This window comes from uncultured Photobacterium sp. (genome assembly GCF_947502415.1).
Lineage (GTDB): Bacteria > Pseudomonadota > Gammaproteobacteria > Enterobacterales > Vibrionaceae > Photobacterium.
In genome coordinates this window covers 167,255-184,864 of sequence record NZ_CANMZV010000008.1, presented here as the reverse complement: position 1 = coordinate 184,864, position 17,610 = coordinate 167,255, and the positions used below count along the sequence as shown (strand labels likewise).

Sequence of the window (17,610 nt, the reverse complement as noted above, 5' to 3'; positions counted from 1 at the left end):
CACGTCATCGTGGGCTTACTTATCTTTATTGAATTCCAAGAGTAACTACCGTTACCACTATCCTTTGGTTTTCAACTCATTAAGTTCGGCAAGACTTGCAGATATTGGCATCACTAAACTTTCACTCAAGTCGAGTTCATTCGAAGGGTGTGAAATCGAGTTAGTTGTTACCAGTTTATTTATCCCTGTCTCCAACAAACGCTCTTCAGCATCGCCAACAAAAATACCATGAATAGCTGCGCATGAAACATCTTCAATTCCTTGAAGATGCAAAGCTTCTATACATTGCATCAAAGTATGTCCGCTGGAAATAACATCATCTATAACCACCGCTGAACTCACTTTATATGAATCCAGCTCAGGCAAAGTTACCACAACTTCGCGATCACCGAGTCGCTGCTTTTCTCCGATAACATAAGGGTGGCCACTTTGTTCTGCTACTTTGGCTACCCACTGCTCGCTTTCAGCATCAGGTCCAACCAACAAAATATCCTGCTGAGAGGCCAGCCACGCCGCCAACAATGACGCGCCATGAACCACTCGGCACGGTATCGAATAGACCTCATTCAAAGAGTGATAACGATGCAAATGCGGATCAACCGTTACCAACCAGTCGATATGCTGCGAGAGTAAACTGGCAAAGATCCGGGAAGTCACCGCTTCCCCTGCGACAAAACGTTTATCCTGGCGTAAGTAACACAAATAAGGTGCAACCAACCCAACAGACGCCGCACCGAGATCTCGCAGTGTTTCAGCAAGAAAAAGCAGGTGCAAGCACTTACTGTCAGGATGGGATAAATCGGCCAAAATAATGCAGTGCTTTTCTTTAACGTCGTTTTCTATCCGCAAATAGGACTCGTTATCTGGAAAGCGCCGAAAACTATGAAACCCGGGATTTAGCGAAAGTTTCTTACAAAGGCTGTAAAAAAGAGAATGTGGCTCAAGGGCGAACAAAACCGCTTCAGCTGACGTTGTATTCATCATCAGTCTCCTATTTCAAACATATCGAAATTATCCCGGTAATAGGACAAAGCATAATCCCGCTCACCCAGGCTAGCGGTAAACAAGGTGAATAAAGGATCACCCTGTTTCACCTTATCGCCGACATTAACATGCAAGCGCAGGCCGGCACAGGCTTCTCCAGGCGCTCCCGCCAGTTTAGCAAGCCGCGATAGCCGACGGTTGTCCAAATCATACAAAGTACCACTTTGCAAAGAATGCTGAATATCCTGATGCTTGGCCTGCAGCAATTCTTTCCGGCCTCCCTGCCTATCAATGATATGCTGGAATTGCTGCCACGCTCTGCCACTATCAAGCACCGAAGTCGCGAGAATTAACGCCTCATCGACGCCTTTACCGTGGGCAAAATCAAGTAATTGTGCAGCCAAAAACAATGCACGCTGTCGCAGATCCTGAGGTGCATCTTTATGGTTTTGCAACACCGCAAGCACATCGCGAATCTCTTCGACAGGCCCGATACCACTACCTACCGGACGACTACCATCACTAATAATACAACGTACAGCTAAACCCAGTGCGGCACCGACTTCAACAAACAAAGCAGAGATTCGCTTCGCATCCACCTGTGTCCTCACCTTTGCGGTTTCACCTACAGGGATATCAATCAGTACATGGGTCGAGCCAGCAGCAATCTTTTTCGACAGCACAGATGCGATAAGCTGCCCTTCACCATCAAGATCCAGAGCGCGTTCCACTCGGATCAACACTTCATCAACAGGGCTCAAATTCACGGCTCCCCCCCATACAAGACAGGCGCCTGTATGTGCGACAACAGTCTGGATTTCATCCAGGCTCAACTCAATATTGGTCAAAGTTTCCATCGTATCTGCCGTACCCGCAGGGGAAGTAATGGAACGTGATGAGGTTTTAGGGATAATCAATCCGGCAGCACTCACAATGGCCACAACCAGAGGAGTTGTCCGGTTACCTGGCAAACCACCAATACAGTGCTTATCAAATACTTGTTCATGGCCCGGCCATTCCAATCGCTTACCACAATCCACCATCGATCGAGTCAAAAAAATAATCTCAGAAGAACTCAGGCGATGCCCAGCACAAGCACTTAAAAAGCTGGCGATTTCAATATCACTATAACGATGGGTATTGATATCTCCAATTATCGACTGAATTTCAGCTTCATTCAGTTCATTACCATAAATTTTCTTACGTAAGGCACTGACAGATAAAAGTACAGGCGCATGTTTAACCTGTACCTTATCGCCATAAACAATACCCAGTCGCTTTGCCGCAACCTGAGAAAATCCGATATGATGACGGGGCAGTACATACTGCTCAACAACGTTCAGGGTCGCAATCAATAGCCTCCCTCGAAGCTCAATTGCGACCCGAGAGTTCGCCATAAAGCCTTCAGCCCGGCAAATATGGCAATCATTTCGCATATAAACGACCGGTTCTTGGTGTGTATCAATCCCCATATCCATGGCAATCAAGTGATGTTGTTTGCTCATTCTCCATCCCCTGGATTATCCGTTCTTATTAATGTGAGCACTAACTTCACATGCACAAGCCACTCATATGCTATAAGTGATCTATATTAGTATGGTTTGATTTTTGCGCCTCTGCCGAGCGGCTCTGTGTCTAAACGCACAGTTAACTCAGCAACCTTTCAAGTTTTTTATTAAATAAGATTTGGGTGGGTCATGGGTAATTTTATTCTATTAACTATCGACTTCCTGTCAGGGTTATTTGTCTTCCTAGTAGGACTCGTTGTACTGCTCGTGATCTACATGTATTTCGTTGATATCAGACAGCACAAACAAGCCATTCGGCATAACTACCCAGTTATAGGGCGTTTTCGTTACCTCTTTGAAAAACAAGGGGAGTTCTTCCGCCAATACTTCTTTGCCATGGATCGCGAGGAGATGCCTTTCAACCGGGCCGAGCGCAGCTGGATCTATAAAGCAGCCAAAAATGTCGACCGCACCATAGCATTTGGCTCAACCCGCAGCCTGGATCCTACAGGTACAATCATGTTCATGAACTGTGCTTTTCCCACCCTAAAAGAGGATGCGGTTGCCCCAGCCCCCGTCACTATCGGTACTCGTTGTCGCTATCCTTATACCACTGATTCAATTTTTAATATTTCGGGTATGAGTTACGGCGCTATATCCAAGCCAGCCGTCAGATCCCTTTCCAGAGGCGCTCATATTGCAGGTTGCTGGATGAATACCGGGGAAGGAGGGCTAAGCCCTTATCATCTAGAAGGACAGGCAGATTTAGTCTTTCAAATTGGAACAGCTAAATACGGTGTACGCGATAAAAGCGGCAATTTAAGCGAAGAAAAACTCAGAGAAATCGCAGCCCACCCTGAAGTAAAAATGTTTGAGCTTAAAATCAGCCAAGGTGCCAAACCAGGCAAAGGCGGTATTCTTCCCGGCAAAAAAGTCACCGCCGAGATTGCGCAGATCAGGGGTATAGCAGAAGGACAAGACTCTATCAGCCCGAACGGCCATAAAGATATTCGCACTATCAGTGACTTACTGGACAAAATAGTCTTCATTCGTCAAGTTACCGGGAAACCCGTTGGTTTCAAGGCTGTATTTGGTTCAATGCATTGGTTTGAGCAATTTTTGATAGAAATAGAACGACGTGGCAATGACTGTGCACCTGACTTTATCACTATCGATAGCGCCGATGGTGGAACAGGAGCAGCACCGCAGCCTTTGATGGATTACGTCGGCTTACCACTAAAAGAGAGCTTGCCGATCGTTGTTAGTATGCTTGAAGAACGCCAACTGAAAGATCGAATCAAAATTATAGCGTCAGGTAAACTCATTACTCCATCGAAAGTGGCCTGGGCTATAGCATTAGGTGCTGATTTTGTTGTCTCAGCAAGAGGTCACATGTTTGCTCTTGGCTGTATCCAAGCTCTTCAATGTAACAAGGATACATGCCCTACCGGCATCACTACCCACAACAAACGATTACAGCAAGGGCTTAATGTTGAAGATAAAATGCAACGTGTCGCCAACTACAACAAATATATCCATTACGGAATCGGCCTTATCGCCCACTCTTGCGGACTAAAAAATGTCAGAGAGCTCAACAAATCACACATCCGCATCGTCACAGAAAACGGCTTGTCTGTTGCTTTGGAAAAGCTCTATGAAAATCACCGCTAAGCATCAGTTTTGATCATGCTCGCAACAACAAACTTTTTTTAACTCTAGCCTGACAATTCAATCTCTAACTATGGCAAAGTATTAATGCCCGCTTGTCTTTCTGTGAAAATAGATAAACAAGCCATGAAAACAAATTATAAATCCCTGGCTGGCAACACGACTTAAAGGTCACCCCATGATTAAACGCGCTACCTTTACCTTCCTACTTTTAGGCCTATCAACGCAAGCTTTAGCGTTACCAAAAGAAATTCCATCAACAAAATTGCAACATGGTGAATATAAGCTCGTCGAAACAATCAAGATTAATGGCAACATTGACGACAATTTTCAGCGTCTGGTAAATCAGTCGATAAAAAATAAAAAATCAGACTATTATGTGATCCAGAATTTATCTGAGAACACATTTAATGAAACCTTGACGGTCGTTGTCGGTTTATATAACCACTAAAACTTCAAGCCGCCAGAAGATCTTAAAAACGGGAGAACAACGCTAAAGCCGCTCCCGCTTTATCTCCGCTAAATCGAAAACTTAATCCCGCTGAAAAGCAAGATAGTCATTTAGCTTAGTATTCGTAACAGGCAAATATTTTTCAAGCATCAAAGCCAGCATTTTCTGGCTAACTGGCTTGGAAACAAAATCATCCATTCCTGCTATAAAACATTTATCTTTTTCTTCCTTAATAACATTGGCTGTCAGTGCAACTATCGGTATCCGCCGCCCTTCACTTTCCAAATCACGAATGGCTCGCGTTGCGCCAAAGCCATCCAGAACGGGCATCTGGCAGTCCATAAATATCAAATCAAAATGGTTATCACTGTACTTTGATACTGCCTCGCGGCCATTATCGGCAATTACCACCCGAACGCCAAGCTTTTCTAACATCATACGGGCAACCTTCTGATTTACTGTCGTATCTTCTACAACTAAAACTACAGCCTGTGCTTTTTCACCATCAATCTCAGACACTTCCACATCAGACAAATGAGCACTTTCAGTATTGTCAAAACCCGGCTCATTATAATGAGAACATTGCTTAACCGACTGGAAATAAGCTTCCGGCATCGTCTGAACTGGCGATATCAATGATTTTTCATCAATAAAACCCTCCGCCGAAAGATCCAGCCTGACCTCTTTTTCCTCTATATCAGCAGTATGAAGCACATGTTGTACCGACCACTTCAAATTACTCTCTTTATATGGCCTTGCCAGATAAGTTCCAATTCCTACCTTCTTCGCTCTTTCTTCGTCACCGACCTCCGGCCCCGCCGATATCATCATCATTGTGGGGCAACGCTCTGCAAATTGCACTTTCAGTTGCTTGGCCAAATCAAAACCATTAATTGCAGGCATAATTTTATCAATCACCACCAAATCAAACGGCTTACGATGATTGATCGCCTCCAGTAAATAATCAGCAGCCCTACTTGCATCCTCACAACATGTCGATATAGCACCGAAGTTACTTAACTGTGCCGAAGTAATACGCATATTAAGCATACTGTCATCAACAAGTAAGACAGAAAGCTCAGAAAGAAGCTTTTTATCTTCCCCGACAGCGGCAGGTAAGATATTTTTTTCAAGTGTCACAGAAAAGTAAAATACACTGCCTTTTCCTGGCTCACTGCTAATTTGAAGGTCTCCCCCCATTAAGCGAACAATTTCCCGACAAATCGACAACCCAAGCCCCGTTCCACCGTATTTTCTGGTAGTACTGCCATCCGCTTGCTGGAACTTATCAAAAATCGCGTCGTGCTTGTCCTCTGAAACCCCTATTCCGCTGTCACTGACTTCAAACCTGACAGTTACAGATTGCGGCTCTTCACTTTCGCGGCGAATATGAAGTTGAACATATCCCCGCTCAGTAAATTTAATGGCATTACTGACAAGGTTATTCAGTACCTGACGAAGCTTAGTTGCATCCCCCAGCAACATTGGTGTGATATTGCGATCAATAGTACATTGAAAAGCCAGACTCTTTTCAGCAGCACGAACCAAGAACACAGATTCCACTTCTTTATTCAGCTCGAATAAATTCAAGATATTATGTTCAAGCTCAAGCCGTCCGGCCTCAATCTTTGAGAAATCGAGAATATCGTTAATCAAATCCAAAAGAGATAAGGATGATGTATGAAGCATACTCACATACTCTTTTTGATCATCCGGCATCTCCATCTCTTTCATTAATGAAGACAACCCAATAATGCCATTCATCGGAGTCCGGATTTCATGGCTCATATTGGCCAAAAACTCACTTTTCTTCCGGTTCGCTTGCTCTGCAAATTCACGGGCTTCTTCGAGCTGACTATAATGTTCACGAATCTGGCCAACCGAAAGGTTATACCGTTGTGACAAAGTCAAAAACTCATCATTAAACCAACGCTCACGAAGGTAAACAGGCTTCGGTACTTTATCATCATCAAACTCATTAACGGCAATAGACATCTGAGTCAGTGGTTGAACAATTAGCCGATAGGTAATAAGAATAATGAATACGGCAACAACAAAAATCTGAACCGACTGGGTTAGTAATAAAATCAAAAATTTATCTAGCAAACCTTGATAAATAACGTATAAATCTGACTGCACCGTTAATGTTGCCAGATTGAAGTCTTTATTCGCCGAACGGTACACCATACCCCACGATTTCTCGTGCATATATTTAGGTAATTCGGCCCCTAATTGTAGAATAACACCATCACTATCCTTGATTTCCAAATAATGAATACCAGGTAAATGCATTATTCCTTCAGCTTGCACAGATAGCTGTTCCCGATCTTCAACCCAAAGGCTGGAAATCAAACTTGAAAGGAAACTTTCTTCAATCTGAACAAAACGCTCATCAATACTTGCCAAGTCTTCCTGATAGTCAAGATAAAGATTCAGACAGGTTGTAAACAAAGTAAATAGTGAACTAATCAACAAAATTGAGATTAATAATTGCTTTGCTATCCCGAGTTTTCGTTTTGGCTTAATTTGCTGATACGCTTTATTCATCCTTAAACTCGCATCTTATTTTTATTCAACTAGTATAATAATAGCTTTTAAAACAGGATAGTTAAGGTAAGGACACAAAATGAAGCGATTTTTCTCTATTGCATCAGTATTTACGTTAGCTTGCTCAAGCTTTACTGTGAATGCTGAAACGATCAACTATTACGTTATTGCCAAACAAGCAGCTCCATTTCAAATTGAGAACAACGCAGGAAACCATAGCGGCATTGTCACTGATATCGTAAGAGCCATTTTTAAAGACAGTCAATATGAACTGGACTATCATACTTACCCCTTCAACCGAATGATTTCACTTCTTGAGGCAGGTGGTAAACCCAACTGGATCACCTATGGCAGCCCAGGCTGGGGAAGCGTCCAGGCTGAGAACCTATCGGATATACCTATCTACAATGTGAAACATGTGTTAGTAAGCAGCCATAAAAACACTTTTTCATTCAAAACGATGGATGATCTGACTGATAAGGTAGTGGTCGTTCTCCACGGTTTTGATTATCCGCAGCTTGCTCCATATTTTAACTCTGGCCAAGTCGAAGAATTACGAGTTAAAGATTACAGTGCTGCATTTCGGGTAATAAAAAAATTACCCGGGGATACTACATTCGTTGAAATGGAATCACGAGTTAAATATAACCTGAATAAAAAAAACGAAGACCTATCAAAATTTGATCTCCAACCATTTAGTTCAGTAATTCCTGACTACCCAGTTTATCTCGCCTTTGATCCTAAGATGGATTCAGAAATTCAAAATTTTATAAATTCAAAACTTAAAGAGCTAAAAACCTCGGGTAGAATAAGCCAAATAATCAACAGCTATCACTAAGCTATTCTTCATACGCTCGAATCAAACCAAGTAAAAAAAATAAAAACAGCCACCAATAATGATGGCTGTTTAACTAACAATTCACCCAATTGAAGATTGCTATTTAATAAATTCCTTATCAAACATATGACCTAACTTAACGGCTTTCGTTTTTAGATAATTTTCATTATGAGGATTATTACCTTCTTGCAACGGAACTCGCTTTTCTATTTTAATTCCGGCATTTTCCAAAGCTCTCACTTTACGCGGGTTATTTGTCATTAAGTTGACAGACTTGATATCAAGAAAACTCAGCATTCCACGACAAAAAGAATAATCGCGCATATCTGCAGCAAAGCCGAGTCGCTCATTGGCTTCTACAGTATCGGCACCTTGATCCTGCAAGTGATAAGCACGAATTTTATTAATCAGCCCAATTCCTCTGCCTTCCTGGCGCAAATAAAATAAAACACCACTACCAGCACTGACGATATTCTCCATCGCCCGAGAAAGCTGAAAGCCACAATCACAACGAGCACTGAATAAAGCATCACCTGTTAAGCACTCTGAATGCAAGCGAATCAATGGCGGGCTCTCCGGATCCAGTTCTCCATAGACCAGCGCCAAATGTTCTTTTCCCGTCGACTGTTCAACAAAACCATACATCTGGAATGTTCCCCATTGAGTCGGAAGCTTAGCGCTCTCAACAAAATGGACAAAGTTATAGGGTTCTCTATCAGCAAAGTATCCACGAACTTCCATCAAGATTTTACCAAGTTCATTGCGACCACTGCCGTCGCCGCCGTCTCCCCAAAAGGGATCTTTATGAGAATGTTCTTTGATAACCCGCTCACCTGTACTGACAAGCAAATGTGCCAGTTGCTTGTTTTGACGGAATTTCTCAAACACGATATAACGCATAACCGCTTCTCGAACATCCATCCAGTCATCCTTGACCTTATCTGTATATTGACGACTTAAGTTAAACGCCTCGGTCGGGGTTTCCGCATTTAAAATTTGTTTCCGTATTTCAGGGTCAACAAACTTTTGCGCCTGATAATAATGTTCGCTGGTAGGCCAAACAACACTACTCAGAGTTATGGGACTTGGGGAAAAATTTGATAAAAATCCGTGACTATCTTGAGGCTCGTAAAACTTTATCTCATCAATCATTCATTTCACTCCTTTGCATCAAATTAATATAAACAACTGCCGATTATCGAGTTCAACTCAATGCCTTAAATTAAATACTCTCAAGTATAGTTAAGTTAACAATATTTCAACACAATTATACCAATTAGGTATATATACCTCTTAATTAGTAGAAAGGTTCTTCTGGAATTGATGCAAAGAAAAAAGATAAAATACGCCGAAATTTTCTTTACTCGAAAAAGATTTAACAGTGGATGATAGCAAATGAATTATAAATGGATCCTCTTTGATGCCGATGAAACCTTGTTTCACTTTGATGCTTTCAAAGGTCTAAATTTAATGTTTTCACATTTTGATGTGGACTTTACGCAGCTAGACTTTATCGAGTACCAGAAAATCAATAAGCCTCTTTGGGAGGATTACCAGAACGGTGTGATCAACGCCAAACAACTTCAAAATATTCGGTTTGAATCATGGGCCGAAAAACTAAAAGTTACTACCCAAACACTTAATAGATCATTTCTGATGGCGATGGCTGATATATGCTCTCCACTTCCCGGTGCCAAAGAGTTGCTTCATAACCTGAAAGATAAGGTTGAACTGGGAATTATCACGAATGGTTTCACCGAGCTGCAACAAGTTCGGCTAGAACGTACCGGCTTTCAGGATTACTTCTCGGCACTTATCATTTCAGAGCAAGTCGGTGTTGCCAAACCTGACAGAGGGATCTTCGATTATGCATTCGAACAAATGGGATACCCTGAAAAGAAAGATATTCTTATGGTCGGTGATAACCCGCATTCAGATATCTTGGGGGGCATGAATGCCGGAATCCACACCTGCTGGCTCAATACTCAAGGTCACCAAACACCAAATGGTATCAGCCCTAACTACCAAGTTAGCTCCCTTAATGAGCTAAACACATTGTTAACTGGTTAATTTTAAACCAGCCAATTCTGCGGGTCACCAGAAAAACTCTGTAACCCGCCTTATCCATTTTCGTGTATATATCTAGATATCAATATCTTATAACTCACGGATAAAACAGTGACATATTAATCTGGATATTTATTGTTACATAGCGAGAAATAATGCTTTACAGTTAATCATCCTAACATTATGTTAATAAGCATTAAATGAACTCTCGGTGTGTAGCATGCGTAATCCAATCGCTGAAAATCAGTTTGATTACCCACAAGCAATGACTTGTGCTGCTCGCACACTTGTCTCTGTCGTCGTCGTCGTATCCTGACGCTGACGACTTTGTTTTCGTCAGCATGGCTGGCGAAAACGGAGCCCCCCTCTCTTTTTTCACCACCCAGCTGATAACTAAGTTGAAGGTGGATCCGTTGAGAAAAAGTGATATCACAGCCATTGGCTTTACTACTTTTGCGCTGTTCCTAGGTGCAGGTAACCTGATTTTTCCCCCAATGATGGCCCAACAAGCCGGTGACAACTGGCTGGTTGCAATGGCAGGTTTTCTTATTTCAGCCGTCGGGCTACCGGCACTGACAATTATCGTACTTGGCCGTCTTTCTTCAGTGAATGCACTGACCAGTGCTTTACCACAATGGCTGGAGCGCTCTTTCTGGCTAACGGTCTTTGCAACATTAGGCCCTGCTTTTGTCCTACCACGAGCTGTCACAGTTGCCTATGAAATGGGTATTAAACCTTTTACGACTGAAAACTATTTATTGCCCTTTTCAATCTGCTTCTGTGCTGTGAGCCTGCTACTTGCCATCAAACCAGGCAAAATTATCGATATTATCGGGAAATTCATGACACCAGCTTTGATTATCATGCTTGGTGTACTGGTAGTCACTGCTATGCTCAACCCGCAAGGCTCTACCTCAATGGCAAGTGAAAGCTATCAGCAAACACCACTGGTGAACGGTATGCTAGAAGGCTATATGACTTTGGATGCGATTGCTGCCGTCGCTTTTGGCTGGGTGATCATTCAAGCGATCAGAGATAAAGGCATTACCGAAAAAAAGAAAATCAGCTACTACAGCTACCTGGTTGCACTAATCTATGTGATTTTAATGTCAACGTGTTATCTGGCTATGGGTTACCTTGGCGCAAGTTCGTCAGCTATTTCCGCTGACGCAAGCAATGGCGGCATTATCCTAACTCGTTATGCAGCAGCCATACTCGGCCCATTAGGCCAGGTACTGCTGGCATCCATCACTCTGACAGCCTGCCTGACCACGGTGATAGGGCTAACTAACGCTAATGCTGAATATTTTAAGAAAACCTATCAATTCCCGTTTGCCAAAGGCGCAACAATTGCCATCCTCCTTACGGCTATTATTTCTAATGTCGGACTGGAGCAATTAATCACATTCAGCTTACCTTTAATCCTGATCCTATGTCCGGTTTCCATTGCTTTGGTTCTAGCTGCAGCTTTGTCACTCACCAATAACATAAGATTGAAATATCTGGTTTTCACCGCTTTAGTATTCGGCACAATCGATACATTTTCAGTCCTAGAGATGCTCGATACCACAACAGAACAAATGCTGAAACAGTGGTTGCCGCTTTTCGAGCAGCACTTAAGCTGGCTGACTCCTTGCGCATTGATCCTTACATGCCTGTTTCTGGCAAACCGACAAGCTAAAATCCAACAACCAGCTATGGGCTAACCAACCTAGCAACCTGAACAACTAACAATATCTTTTAAAAAAGCTCCTCAATAGGGCAATACATTGGGGAGCTTATTTAAAGCAATTAATCATTCTTGTCACTACATTAACCAGAATTCAAAAAGGAATGGCATGTGTCGCCTCTTGTTTTGAATCATACACGTGGCCATCACTTATCCAGAAAAAACCAAGCTTTCGGACATATAAATAATAATAGTGATTTTTCTTTACCACTTTGAAGCGGTTATTCATTCCTTTTGTATCAAACAGTATTTTCATCCGTTATCCCTTAAAAACACCATAATGAGACTTTAATCAATTATCTTCTCAAAATGCCAAATTACTGACACCCATAATACATTGATTTGACACATTTTGTTTTGGGGAGTAATGGAAATGCGTTTTGTATAACAATATTATGATAACGAATGAAACAACTATAAAAAACGGCATCTAATATTAGATACCGTTTAAATATATGTCATTCCAAGCTGGAATTATCAGCTATTTTGATCAAGCTTTTTCTTGCCTGTCATGAAGGCAGCCAAGATCTCCGGCGTTAACTCCCCGGCTTCTTCCAGACGCTTTAGTTCAGCAACAATACGCTGCTGCTCCTCAATCGAAGGAAGCGGTAGCTCTGGTTCCTTCTCAATACCTTCCGGTATATTAAGATTTTCTAGCATGTAATAACTCTTGCTTTTTCAAGTTAACTGCCGTCAGTATACACCAAAGCCGCCAAGAAACATTGATCACGAGTACTGAAGCAACAAAAAACGGATCTTTGGACTCCGGTTTTAATTACCCTTTCTTCAACTCAAGAAGGACACAGTCACGCTACAAAGCGTCCTAATTAATAAGAATCTTCATAATACTCTGGAAACTCATCACGCTGTCGCGCAATACGACGCTTTTTCTTCCTTGAGTGCTGATTAAAATCTTGAAGATTATCCTCAAATTCAAATTTCTGTTTGGATTTAGACCCTTTGCTGAATTTTTGATCTAACTTAGCCATGCTCGTTTCCTGAACCAACTCCAGAGTAAAAAACTGCTACTGATTAATTGAACACTTGCAACGATGTACGCTAAAAGCGATACATCACTACTGACTTTCATCGAATAATAATAGTCGTATATTACAAAAAAACTAAGGCACACTGGTCCAGACAGAAAAAGTACTGAAACCAGTATAAAAAATAAGGACTTTGGTATCTGCATCAACTATATCGCTACCCTCCTCAACTGCGGAGAGTACGAAAAAAAACTAGCTAATGTACAACAAGATTTTTTATTTCTGACAAACAGTAATTTTGATTAAACACTCTCAATCACGGTATTAAACGGTACAGCGAGCATCGTTTCCAACAAACTCAACCTATCACTATCCTCGCGCCACACTAAGTAAAGCGATTGCTCCATTACCGGGGCTCCTGACACCGTATGCAATACTCCCTCATCAACACTCTGAGCAACAACAGGAGATGGCAAATATCCGACAGCTCGGTTACTTAACAAATATTCCAGGGCCATTCGGCTCGAATGGGTATGCATTACCGGCGTCTTTTGCAACTCACTTATACGCCCGTGCTCAACCGAAAAACGGGTTCCCCAATCAAGGTACACCAAAGGAAATGAGCTCACGTTTTCCATCGTGCAACTGCTGTCTTGGGTCACCAGTTGCAACTGAAAGTCACGCACCTTGGTAACCTGAAGATTCTCAATCCGGGGAGGATCACTGGTTATCGATACATCAATGCTTTTATCCAAAAGCTGCTTGGCCATGCTCTGACGCGGAACAGATTCGAGCCGTAACGCAAGCCCTTCTACAGCACCATAGATACGGTTAATCCAGTCGGATATACCATCGAACTCCCAGAACATCGGAGAAGCACCAATTGTCACCTGTGTATTCAAACTCTCAGACAACGCCACATCTTGCCGAGCCCGGCCCCAAGCCTGCAATATCGCCTCTGCATAAGGCTGTAAGCGCTCTCCCGCCGCAGTAAGGTGTACATTCCCCCGCTGCCTTGAAAACAACTCATTGCCAAGATGAGATTCTAACTGACGAATTCGAAAGCTAACCGCTGACTGAGTCAAAAAAAGGTTATCAGCAGCCCTGCCAAAGTGACGTGTTTTAGTCACTTCAAGAAAAGTTCTGAGTAATTCAGTGTCCACTCTTACTCTCAACTGGTGAAAAGAATTTAAAAGGTAATATAGTACACCCTGCTTTAATATAAAGCTTAATCAATTTTTTTCATCATCACGACGAAAATTATTTGTTTTACAACATCTGCATGCTGCCTGAATATCAGCGAAAATTTCGTCAGGAAGCAATTTAATGAGAAGTGAAGGTAAATTTTACGACGATAAAAATTTCCCACGCGGCTTCAACCGTTCCGGTGTTTTCACCATTAGTGAGGCCATGTTGCTTGAAAACTACGGTCGAACTATGAACGGCCTGGCAAGCGGAATCCTTGAACCTGTTAGTGAATCTGAACATCAGTTTGTTGCCGAAATTCGCGGCCAGCTTGATGTTCGATCCGATTTCGCAAAATGCTGGATGAAATATCTCAATAAAATATCCGGCAAGGTAAGGACTTATACCTTGTGTGTTTCTCAACGTAGATTTGCAAGTAACTACGAAGACTATAACTGCGAGAGCGAAAACGACGGCGATAGTGACATCAACTACTAATGCTCTCCGGGTAATTAAGCATTAATTACCTCTCCATTTTATTAATAAAAACAATTAAGCCATTCACACCTGTGCGATGGCTTAGTTCTGTATTGCCTGTCTAACACGACAGATTTGCTGGTAATTCTTATATGAAAATTTGTTTTGTAATGTATCCGTGGGAAAAAGTTGACGCCGAATCAGACTCAACCTTGCGCCTGATCCATGAAGCTGCCAGCCGTGGTCACACGGTTGCAATTACAACACCCAATAACCTGACCATGCGCCACAGCACGGCTATTGCATTTTGTAATGTATTAAAGCCGGGGGAAGTTTCAAACAATATTCCAAGCTTTTACCGTAAAGCTGAGTTTCGCAAAGCCCAGCTACCATTGGCCGGTTTCGATGTCATCTTTATGCGTGCTAACCCGCCGCTAGACACCATGGCACTGAACTTTCTGGATTCTGTTCGTGATGACACCTTCATTATGAATGATATCGACGGGCTCCGTGTTGCCAATAACAAGCTATACACAACATCACTACCGGATCCGAATAACGAATTTATTCCAGTTACTCATGTATCAAAAAACCGTGAATACCTGGAGCGAGTACTGGAAGAAAGTACCAATGACCGCATGATCATGAAGCCGTTGAACGGCTATGGCGGCAAAGGGGTGATCCTGGTAGAGAAAAGTGCAAAATCAAGCGTTAAGTCACTGCTCGACTTCTATATTGGTGACGATAAAAACTACGTGATTTTGCAGGACTATATCGAAGGTGCCGAGGAAGGCGATGTGCGCATCATGATGTTAAATGGTGAGCCAATCGGTGCGATGCGCCGTGTTCCGGCTAACGGCGATGTGCGTTCAAATATCCATGCCGGCGGTAAAGAGGTCAAACACAGTCTGACCAAACAGGAGCTGCGTCTATGCAAACACATAGGCCCTAAATTAGTACGCGATGGCCTGTATTTTGTCGGTCTTGATGTTATCAAGGGCAAGTTAGTTGAAGTCAATGTACTGAGCCCGGGCGGTATCACTCGTATCAACCGCCTGAACCGCGCCAAACTACAGCGCAACGTACTGGATTTCGTTGAAAGTGTCGTTGTAGCAAAAGAAGTCTGTATTGCCCGTAAAAACGAATACCGTCAGGTGATTGCAGATGCTGCAACTTACTGAAACTGAAGTGCTGGAAAAAATCCGGCATGGTGTTCCGTTTGAAGCGCAACTTACTGACGGAAGTCTGACTATTCGTATCAGCGAATACCAGCCTTATATTGCGACAGCTATCCATCACGGTCACCGCCTTCGCGGTGACCTGATCCCTAAATGCCGCTTAAACGAAGATGAACGATATTTTGAAGAGGATCCCTTTACCGGCGACTTTATTTCATCTCTGCCAGTTGTAATACAAGGTGAAGACTCACGCTATGAGTATGATCTCAATCGCCCACAAGAAAGTTGTATTTACGAAGATGCATGGGGGAAAAAAGTATGGATGGAGAAGCTGACAGAAGCAGAACAGTCAATTTCCCGAGCAAAGCATGCATGTTACTACCGCATCCTTAGCTGCTTAATCGATACCCTGGAAAGTCGCTTCGGGCTTTGCCTGATGTATGACATTCATTCATATAACTATCAGCGAATAGAAAAAAACGCGCCGGTTTTTAACCTGGGAACTAAGCAGGTCAATACCCGTAAATGGCACAAAGAGTTAAATCAACTTATTACCCGGCTTGAAGAGATCGTTCTGCCAAATATCGAAATTTCAGCGAAGGCAAATGATGTATTTAAGGGCATGGGCTATCAGGCAACATTTGTTCGTGACAACTTCTCCAATACTTTGATCATGCCAATAGAGGTGAAAAAAATCTATATGGATGAAGGCAGAGGAGAAAGTTTCCCGTTGGTTATAGAAAAGCTCAAGGAAGCGATGAAAACCGTGCTAACAGAGCATGCTGCGGAAACCATTACCCGGCGGACAAAGGTCAAGCGAATGAGCAGCAGCGATGTGCTTGCATCAGCACTACCACGTGAAGTTATCAAGCTAGATCGCCAGCTGTACTCAATCGCGCGAGGGATCAATACTCTGAGCTATATCAACCCATTGAACCTCAAGCAAGAAAAACGACGTTTCTTATTGAAACCGCACGAATATCAGCCCCGGTTTACCTACCGCCAACTGGACATTGACCCGTACAAATTCAGAGAAAAGCTCTACCGACTGCCGGTCGAGGATATTCGCGATGCCGATATCCAGAAAATGTACCGTAAGGTTATTGATCAGCTTGCTGTTCGCATAGATCTACTGACCAGTATTGGCCATGACGAGTTTTTCTATAACTCGCTTCGCTACTATGGGCAACCTGATGAAAAGGATATCGCCAATGCCAACTTTATCCTTCATGCAAGTGAATACGAGGAGCCAGTTTCAGAGTCCCTGAATGCCGAAGATGCTATAGCAGCGTTTCACGAAGCGGCCAGGGACTACAATATTCCATGTAAAATCATCGGCTCAAAAAAGCTGATAGCCCGTGCCATGGTGAGTGGACGATCCATCAAGATCAACAAGAACAGTCGGTTCTCAGCCAAAGATCTTAATGCCTTGATCCACCATGAACTTGGAGTACATTTAGTCACTAGTGTGAATGCCGACAAGCAGCCGCTTAAGGTGCTAAAGCTGGGGCTTCCTGGCAATACCCATACGCAGGAAGGGCTGGCAATTTTGTGTGAGCATCTCTCGGGCAGTTTTCCACTACACAGATTAAAAACACTGGCACTGCGGGTACTGGCTGTTGAGCAAATGGTTAAAGGAGAAAACTTCGGCGATACATTTAACAAATTAAAAGCCGAGTACCAACTGAGCCAGGATGACGCTTTTACAATCACAGCCCGAGCATACCGTGGAGGAGGCTTCACGAAAGACTATCTCTACTTAAAGGGGCTAAGAGATGCGTTGATGCATTACAAAGAAGAAGATCTTACTTCACTGTTTGTCGGCAAAACCGGATTCGAATTTAAGCCACTGCTTGATGAGCTAATCGCCAGAGAGATATTGCGCAAACCAGCCTTCATGCCCAAAGCGCTGATAAAACCAGAATTTGATGATCCCATCATCGATTTCATGCTCCGTTGTATCAAGTAAGCAGCAATAACCTTAGGTTCTAT

The 17,610-nt window shown here is 42.9% G+C and carries 15 protein-coding genes; 8 read left to right on the top strand and 7 right to left on the bottom strand.

Annotated features, from left to right (window positions below):
- Positions 1–57 precede the first annotated feature (57 nt).
- Together Q0852_RS10975 and Q0852_RS10970 are read right to left on the bottom strand one after the other, a co-directional pair.
- On the bottom strand, positions 58–984 hold the full coding sequence (locus tag Q0852_RS10975; RefSeq protein ID WP_299018066.1) for a ribose-phosphate diphosphokinase: 927 nt from the start codon (positions 982–984) through the stop codon (positions 58–60).
- Complete coding sequence (locus Q0852_RS10970) at positions 984–2,489, bottom strand: thymidine phosphorylase family protein (protein ID WP_299018065.1); 1,506 nt, start codon at positions 2,487–2,489, stop codon at positions 984–986. Before Q0852_RS10970 ends, Q0852_RS10975 begins: the two co-directional genes overlap by 1 nt.
- Positions 2,490–2,681: 192 nt before the next feature.
- On the opposite strand from Q0852_RS10970, the gene Q0852_RS10965 reads away from it, so the two are divergent.
- Positions 2,682–4,163, top strand: coding sequence for an FMN-binding glutamate synthase family protein (locus tag Q0852_RS10965; RefSeq protein WP_299018064.1), 1,482 nt, complete (start codon positions 2,682–2,684; stop codon positions 4,161–4,163).
- Positions 4,164–4,338: 175 nt separating this feature from the next.
- The gene (locus Q0852_RS10960; RefSeq protein WP_299018063.1) at positions 4,339–4,611 is read left to right on the top strand and encodes a hypothetical protein; all 273 of its coding nucleotides are present in this window, start codon (positions 4,339–4,341) and stop codon (positions 4,609–4,611) included.
- Positions 4,612–4,692: 81 nt separating this feature from the next.
- Here Q0852_RS10960 and Q0852_RS10955 read toward each other — a convergent pair whose 3' ends face one another.
- The gene (locus Q0852_RS10955) at positions 4,693–7,158 is read right to left on the bottom strand and encodes a response regulator (RefSeq protein WP_299018062.1); all 2,466 of its coding nucleotides are present in this window, start codon (positions 7,156–7,158) and stop codon (positions 4,693–4,695) included.
- 79 nt (positions 7,159–7,237) lie between these two features.
- On the opposite strand from Q0852_RS10955, the gene Q0852_RS10950 reads away from it, so the two are divergent.
- Positions 7,238–7,996: an ABC transporter substrate-binding protein gene (locus tag Q0852_RS10950; RefSeq protein WP_299018061.1), complete on the top strand. Its 759-nt coding sequence runs from the start codon at positions 7,238–7,240 to the stop codon at positions 7,994–7,996.
- A 99-nt stretch (positions 7,997–8,095) separates the two neighbouring features.
- Here Q0852_RS10950 and ribA read toward each other — a convergent pair whose 3' ends face one another.
- Positions 8,096–9,148, bottom strand: coding sequence for a GTP cyclohydrolase II (gene ribA, locus Q0852_RS10945; protein WP_299018060.1), 1,053 nt, complete (start codon positions 9,146–9,148; stop codon positions 8,096–8,098).
- Between the two features lie 243 nt (positions 9,149–9,391).
- On the opposite strand from ribA, the gene yjjG reads away from it, so the two are divergent.
- Together yjjG and brnQ are read left to right on the top strand one after the other, a co-directional pair.
- Positions 9,392–10,066 carry a pyrimidine 5'-nucleotidase gene (gene yjjG, locus Q0852_RS10940; RefSeq protein ID WP_299018059.1) on the top strand — a complete coding sequence of 225 codons (675 nt, stop codon included), beginning with the start codon at positions 9,392–9,394 and terminating at the stop codon, positions 10,064–10,066.
- A 410-nt stretch (positions 10,067–10,476) separates the two neighbouring features.
- Positions 10,477–11,769 carry a branched-chain amino acid transport system II carrier protein gene (gene brnQ / locus Q0852_RS10935; RefSeq protein WP_299018107.1) on the top strand — a complete coding sequence of 431 codons (1,293 nt, stop codon included), beginning with the start codon at positions 10,477–10,479 and terminating at the stop codon, positions 11,767–11,769.
- Between the two features lie 500 nt (positions 11,770–12,269).
- Here brnQ and Q0852_RS10930 read toward each other — a convergent pair whose 3' ends face one another.
- The 3 genes from Q0852_RS10930 to hdfR all read right to left on the bottom strand — a co-directional run bounded on the left by Q0852_RS10930 (position 12,270) and on the right by hdfR (position 13,941).
- Positions 12,270–12,452: an ATPase gene (locus Q0852_RS10930; protein WP_299018058.1), complete on the bottom strand. Its 183-nt coding sequence runs from the start codon at positions 12,450–12,452 to the stop codon at positions 12,270–12,272.
- Between the two features lie 167 nt (positions 12,453–12,619).
- The gene (locus Q0852_RS10925; RefSeq protein WP_299018057.1) at positions 12,620–12,781 is read right to left on the bottom strand and encodes a hypothetical protein; all 162 of its coding nucleotides are present in this window, start codon (positions 12,779–12,781) and stop codon (positions 12,620–12,622) included.
- Positions 12,782–13,080: 299 nt separating this feature from the next.
- On the bottom strand, positions 13,081–13,941 hold the full coding sequence (gene hdfR, locus Q0852_RS10920) for an HTH-type transcriptional regulator HdfR (protein WP_299018056.1): 861 nt from the start codon (positions 13,939–13,941) through the stop codon (positions 13,081–13,083).
- A gap of 163 nt (positions 13,942–14,104) precedes the next feature.
- Here hdfR and maoP point away from each other — a divergent pair, with 163 nt between their 5' ends.
- From maoP to Q0852_RS10905, 3 genes are all read left to right on the top strand, one after another.
- Complete coding sequence (gene maoP, locus Q0852_RS10915; protein ID WP_299018055.1) at positions 14,105–14,461, top strand: DUF413 domain-containing protein; 357 nt, start codon at positions 14,105–14,107, stop codon at positions 14,459–14,461.
- Between the two features lie 131 nt (positions 14,462–14,592).
- A complete protein-coding gene (gene gshB, locus Q0852_RS10910; protein WP_299018054.1) occupies positions 14,593–15,621 on the top strand; it encodes a glutathione synthase in 1,029 nt (342 codons plus the stop codon).
- Positions 15,605–17,587 carry a flavohemoglobin expression-modulating QEGLA motif protein gene (locus tag Q0852_RS10905; RefSeq protein WP_299018053.1) on the top strand — a complete coding sequence of 661 codons (1,983 nt, stop codon included), beginning with the start codon at positions 15,605–15,607 and terminating at the stop codon, positions 17,585–17,587. Before gshB ends, Q0852_RS10905 begins: the two co-directional genes overlap by 17 nt.
- Positions 17,588–17,610: the final 23 nt, after the last annotated feature.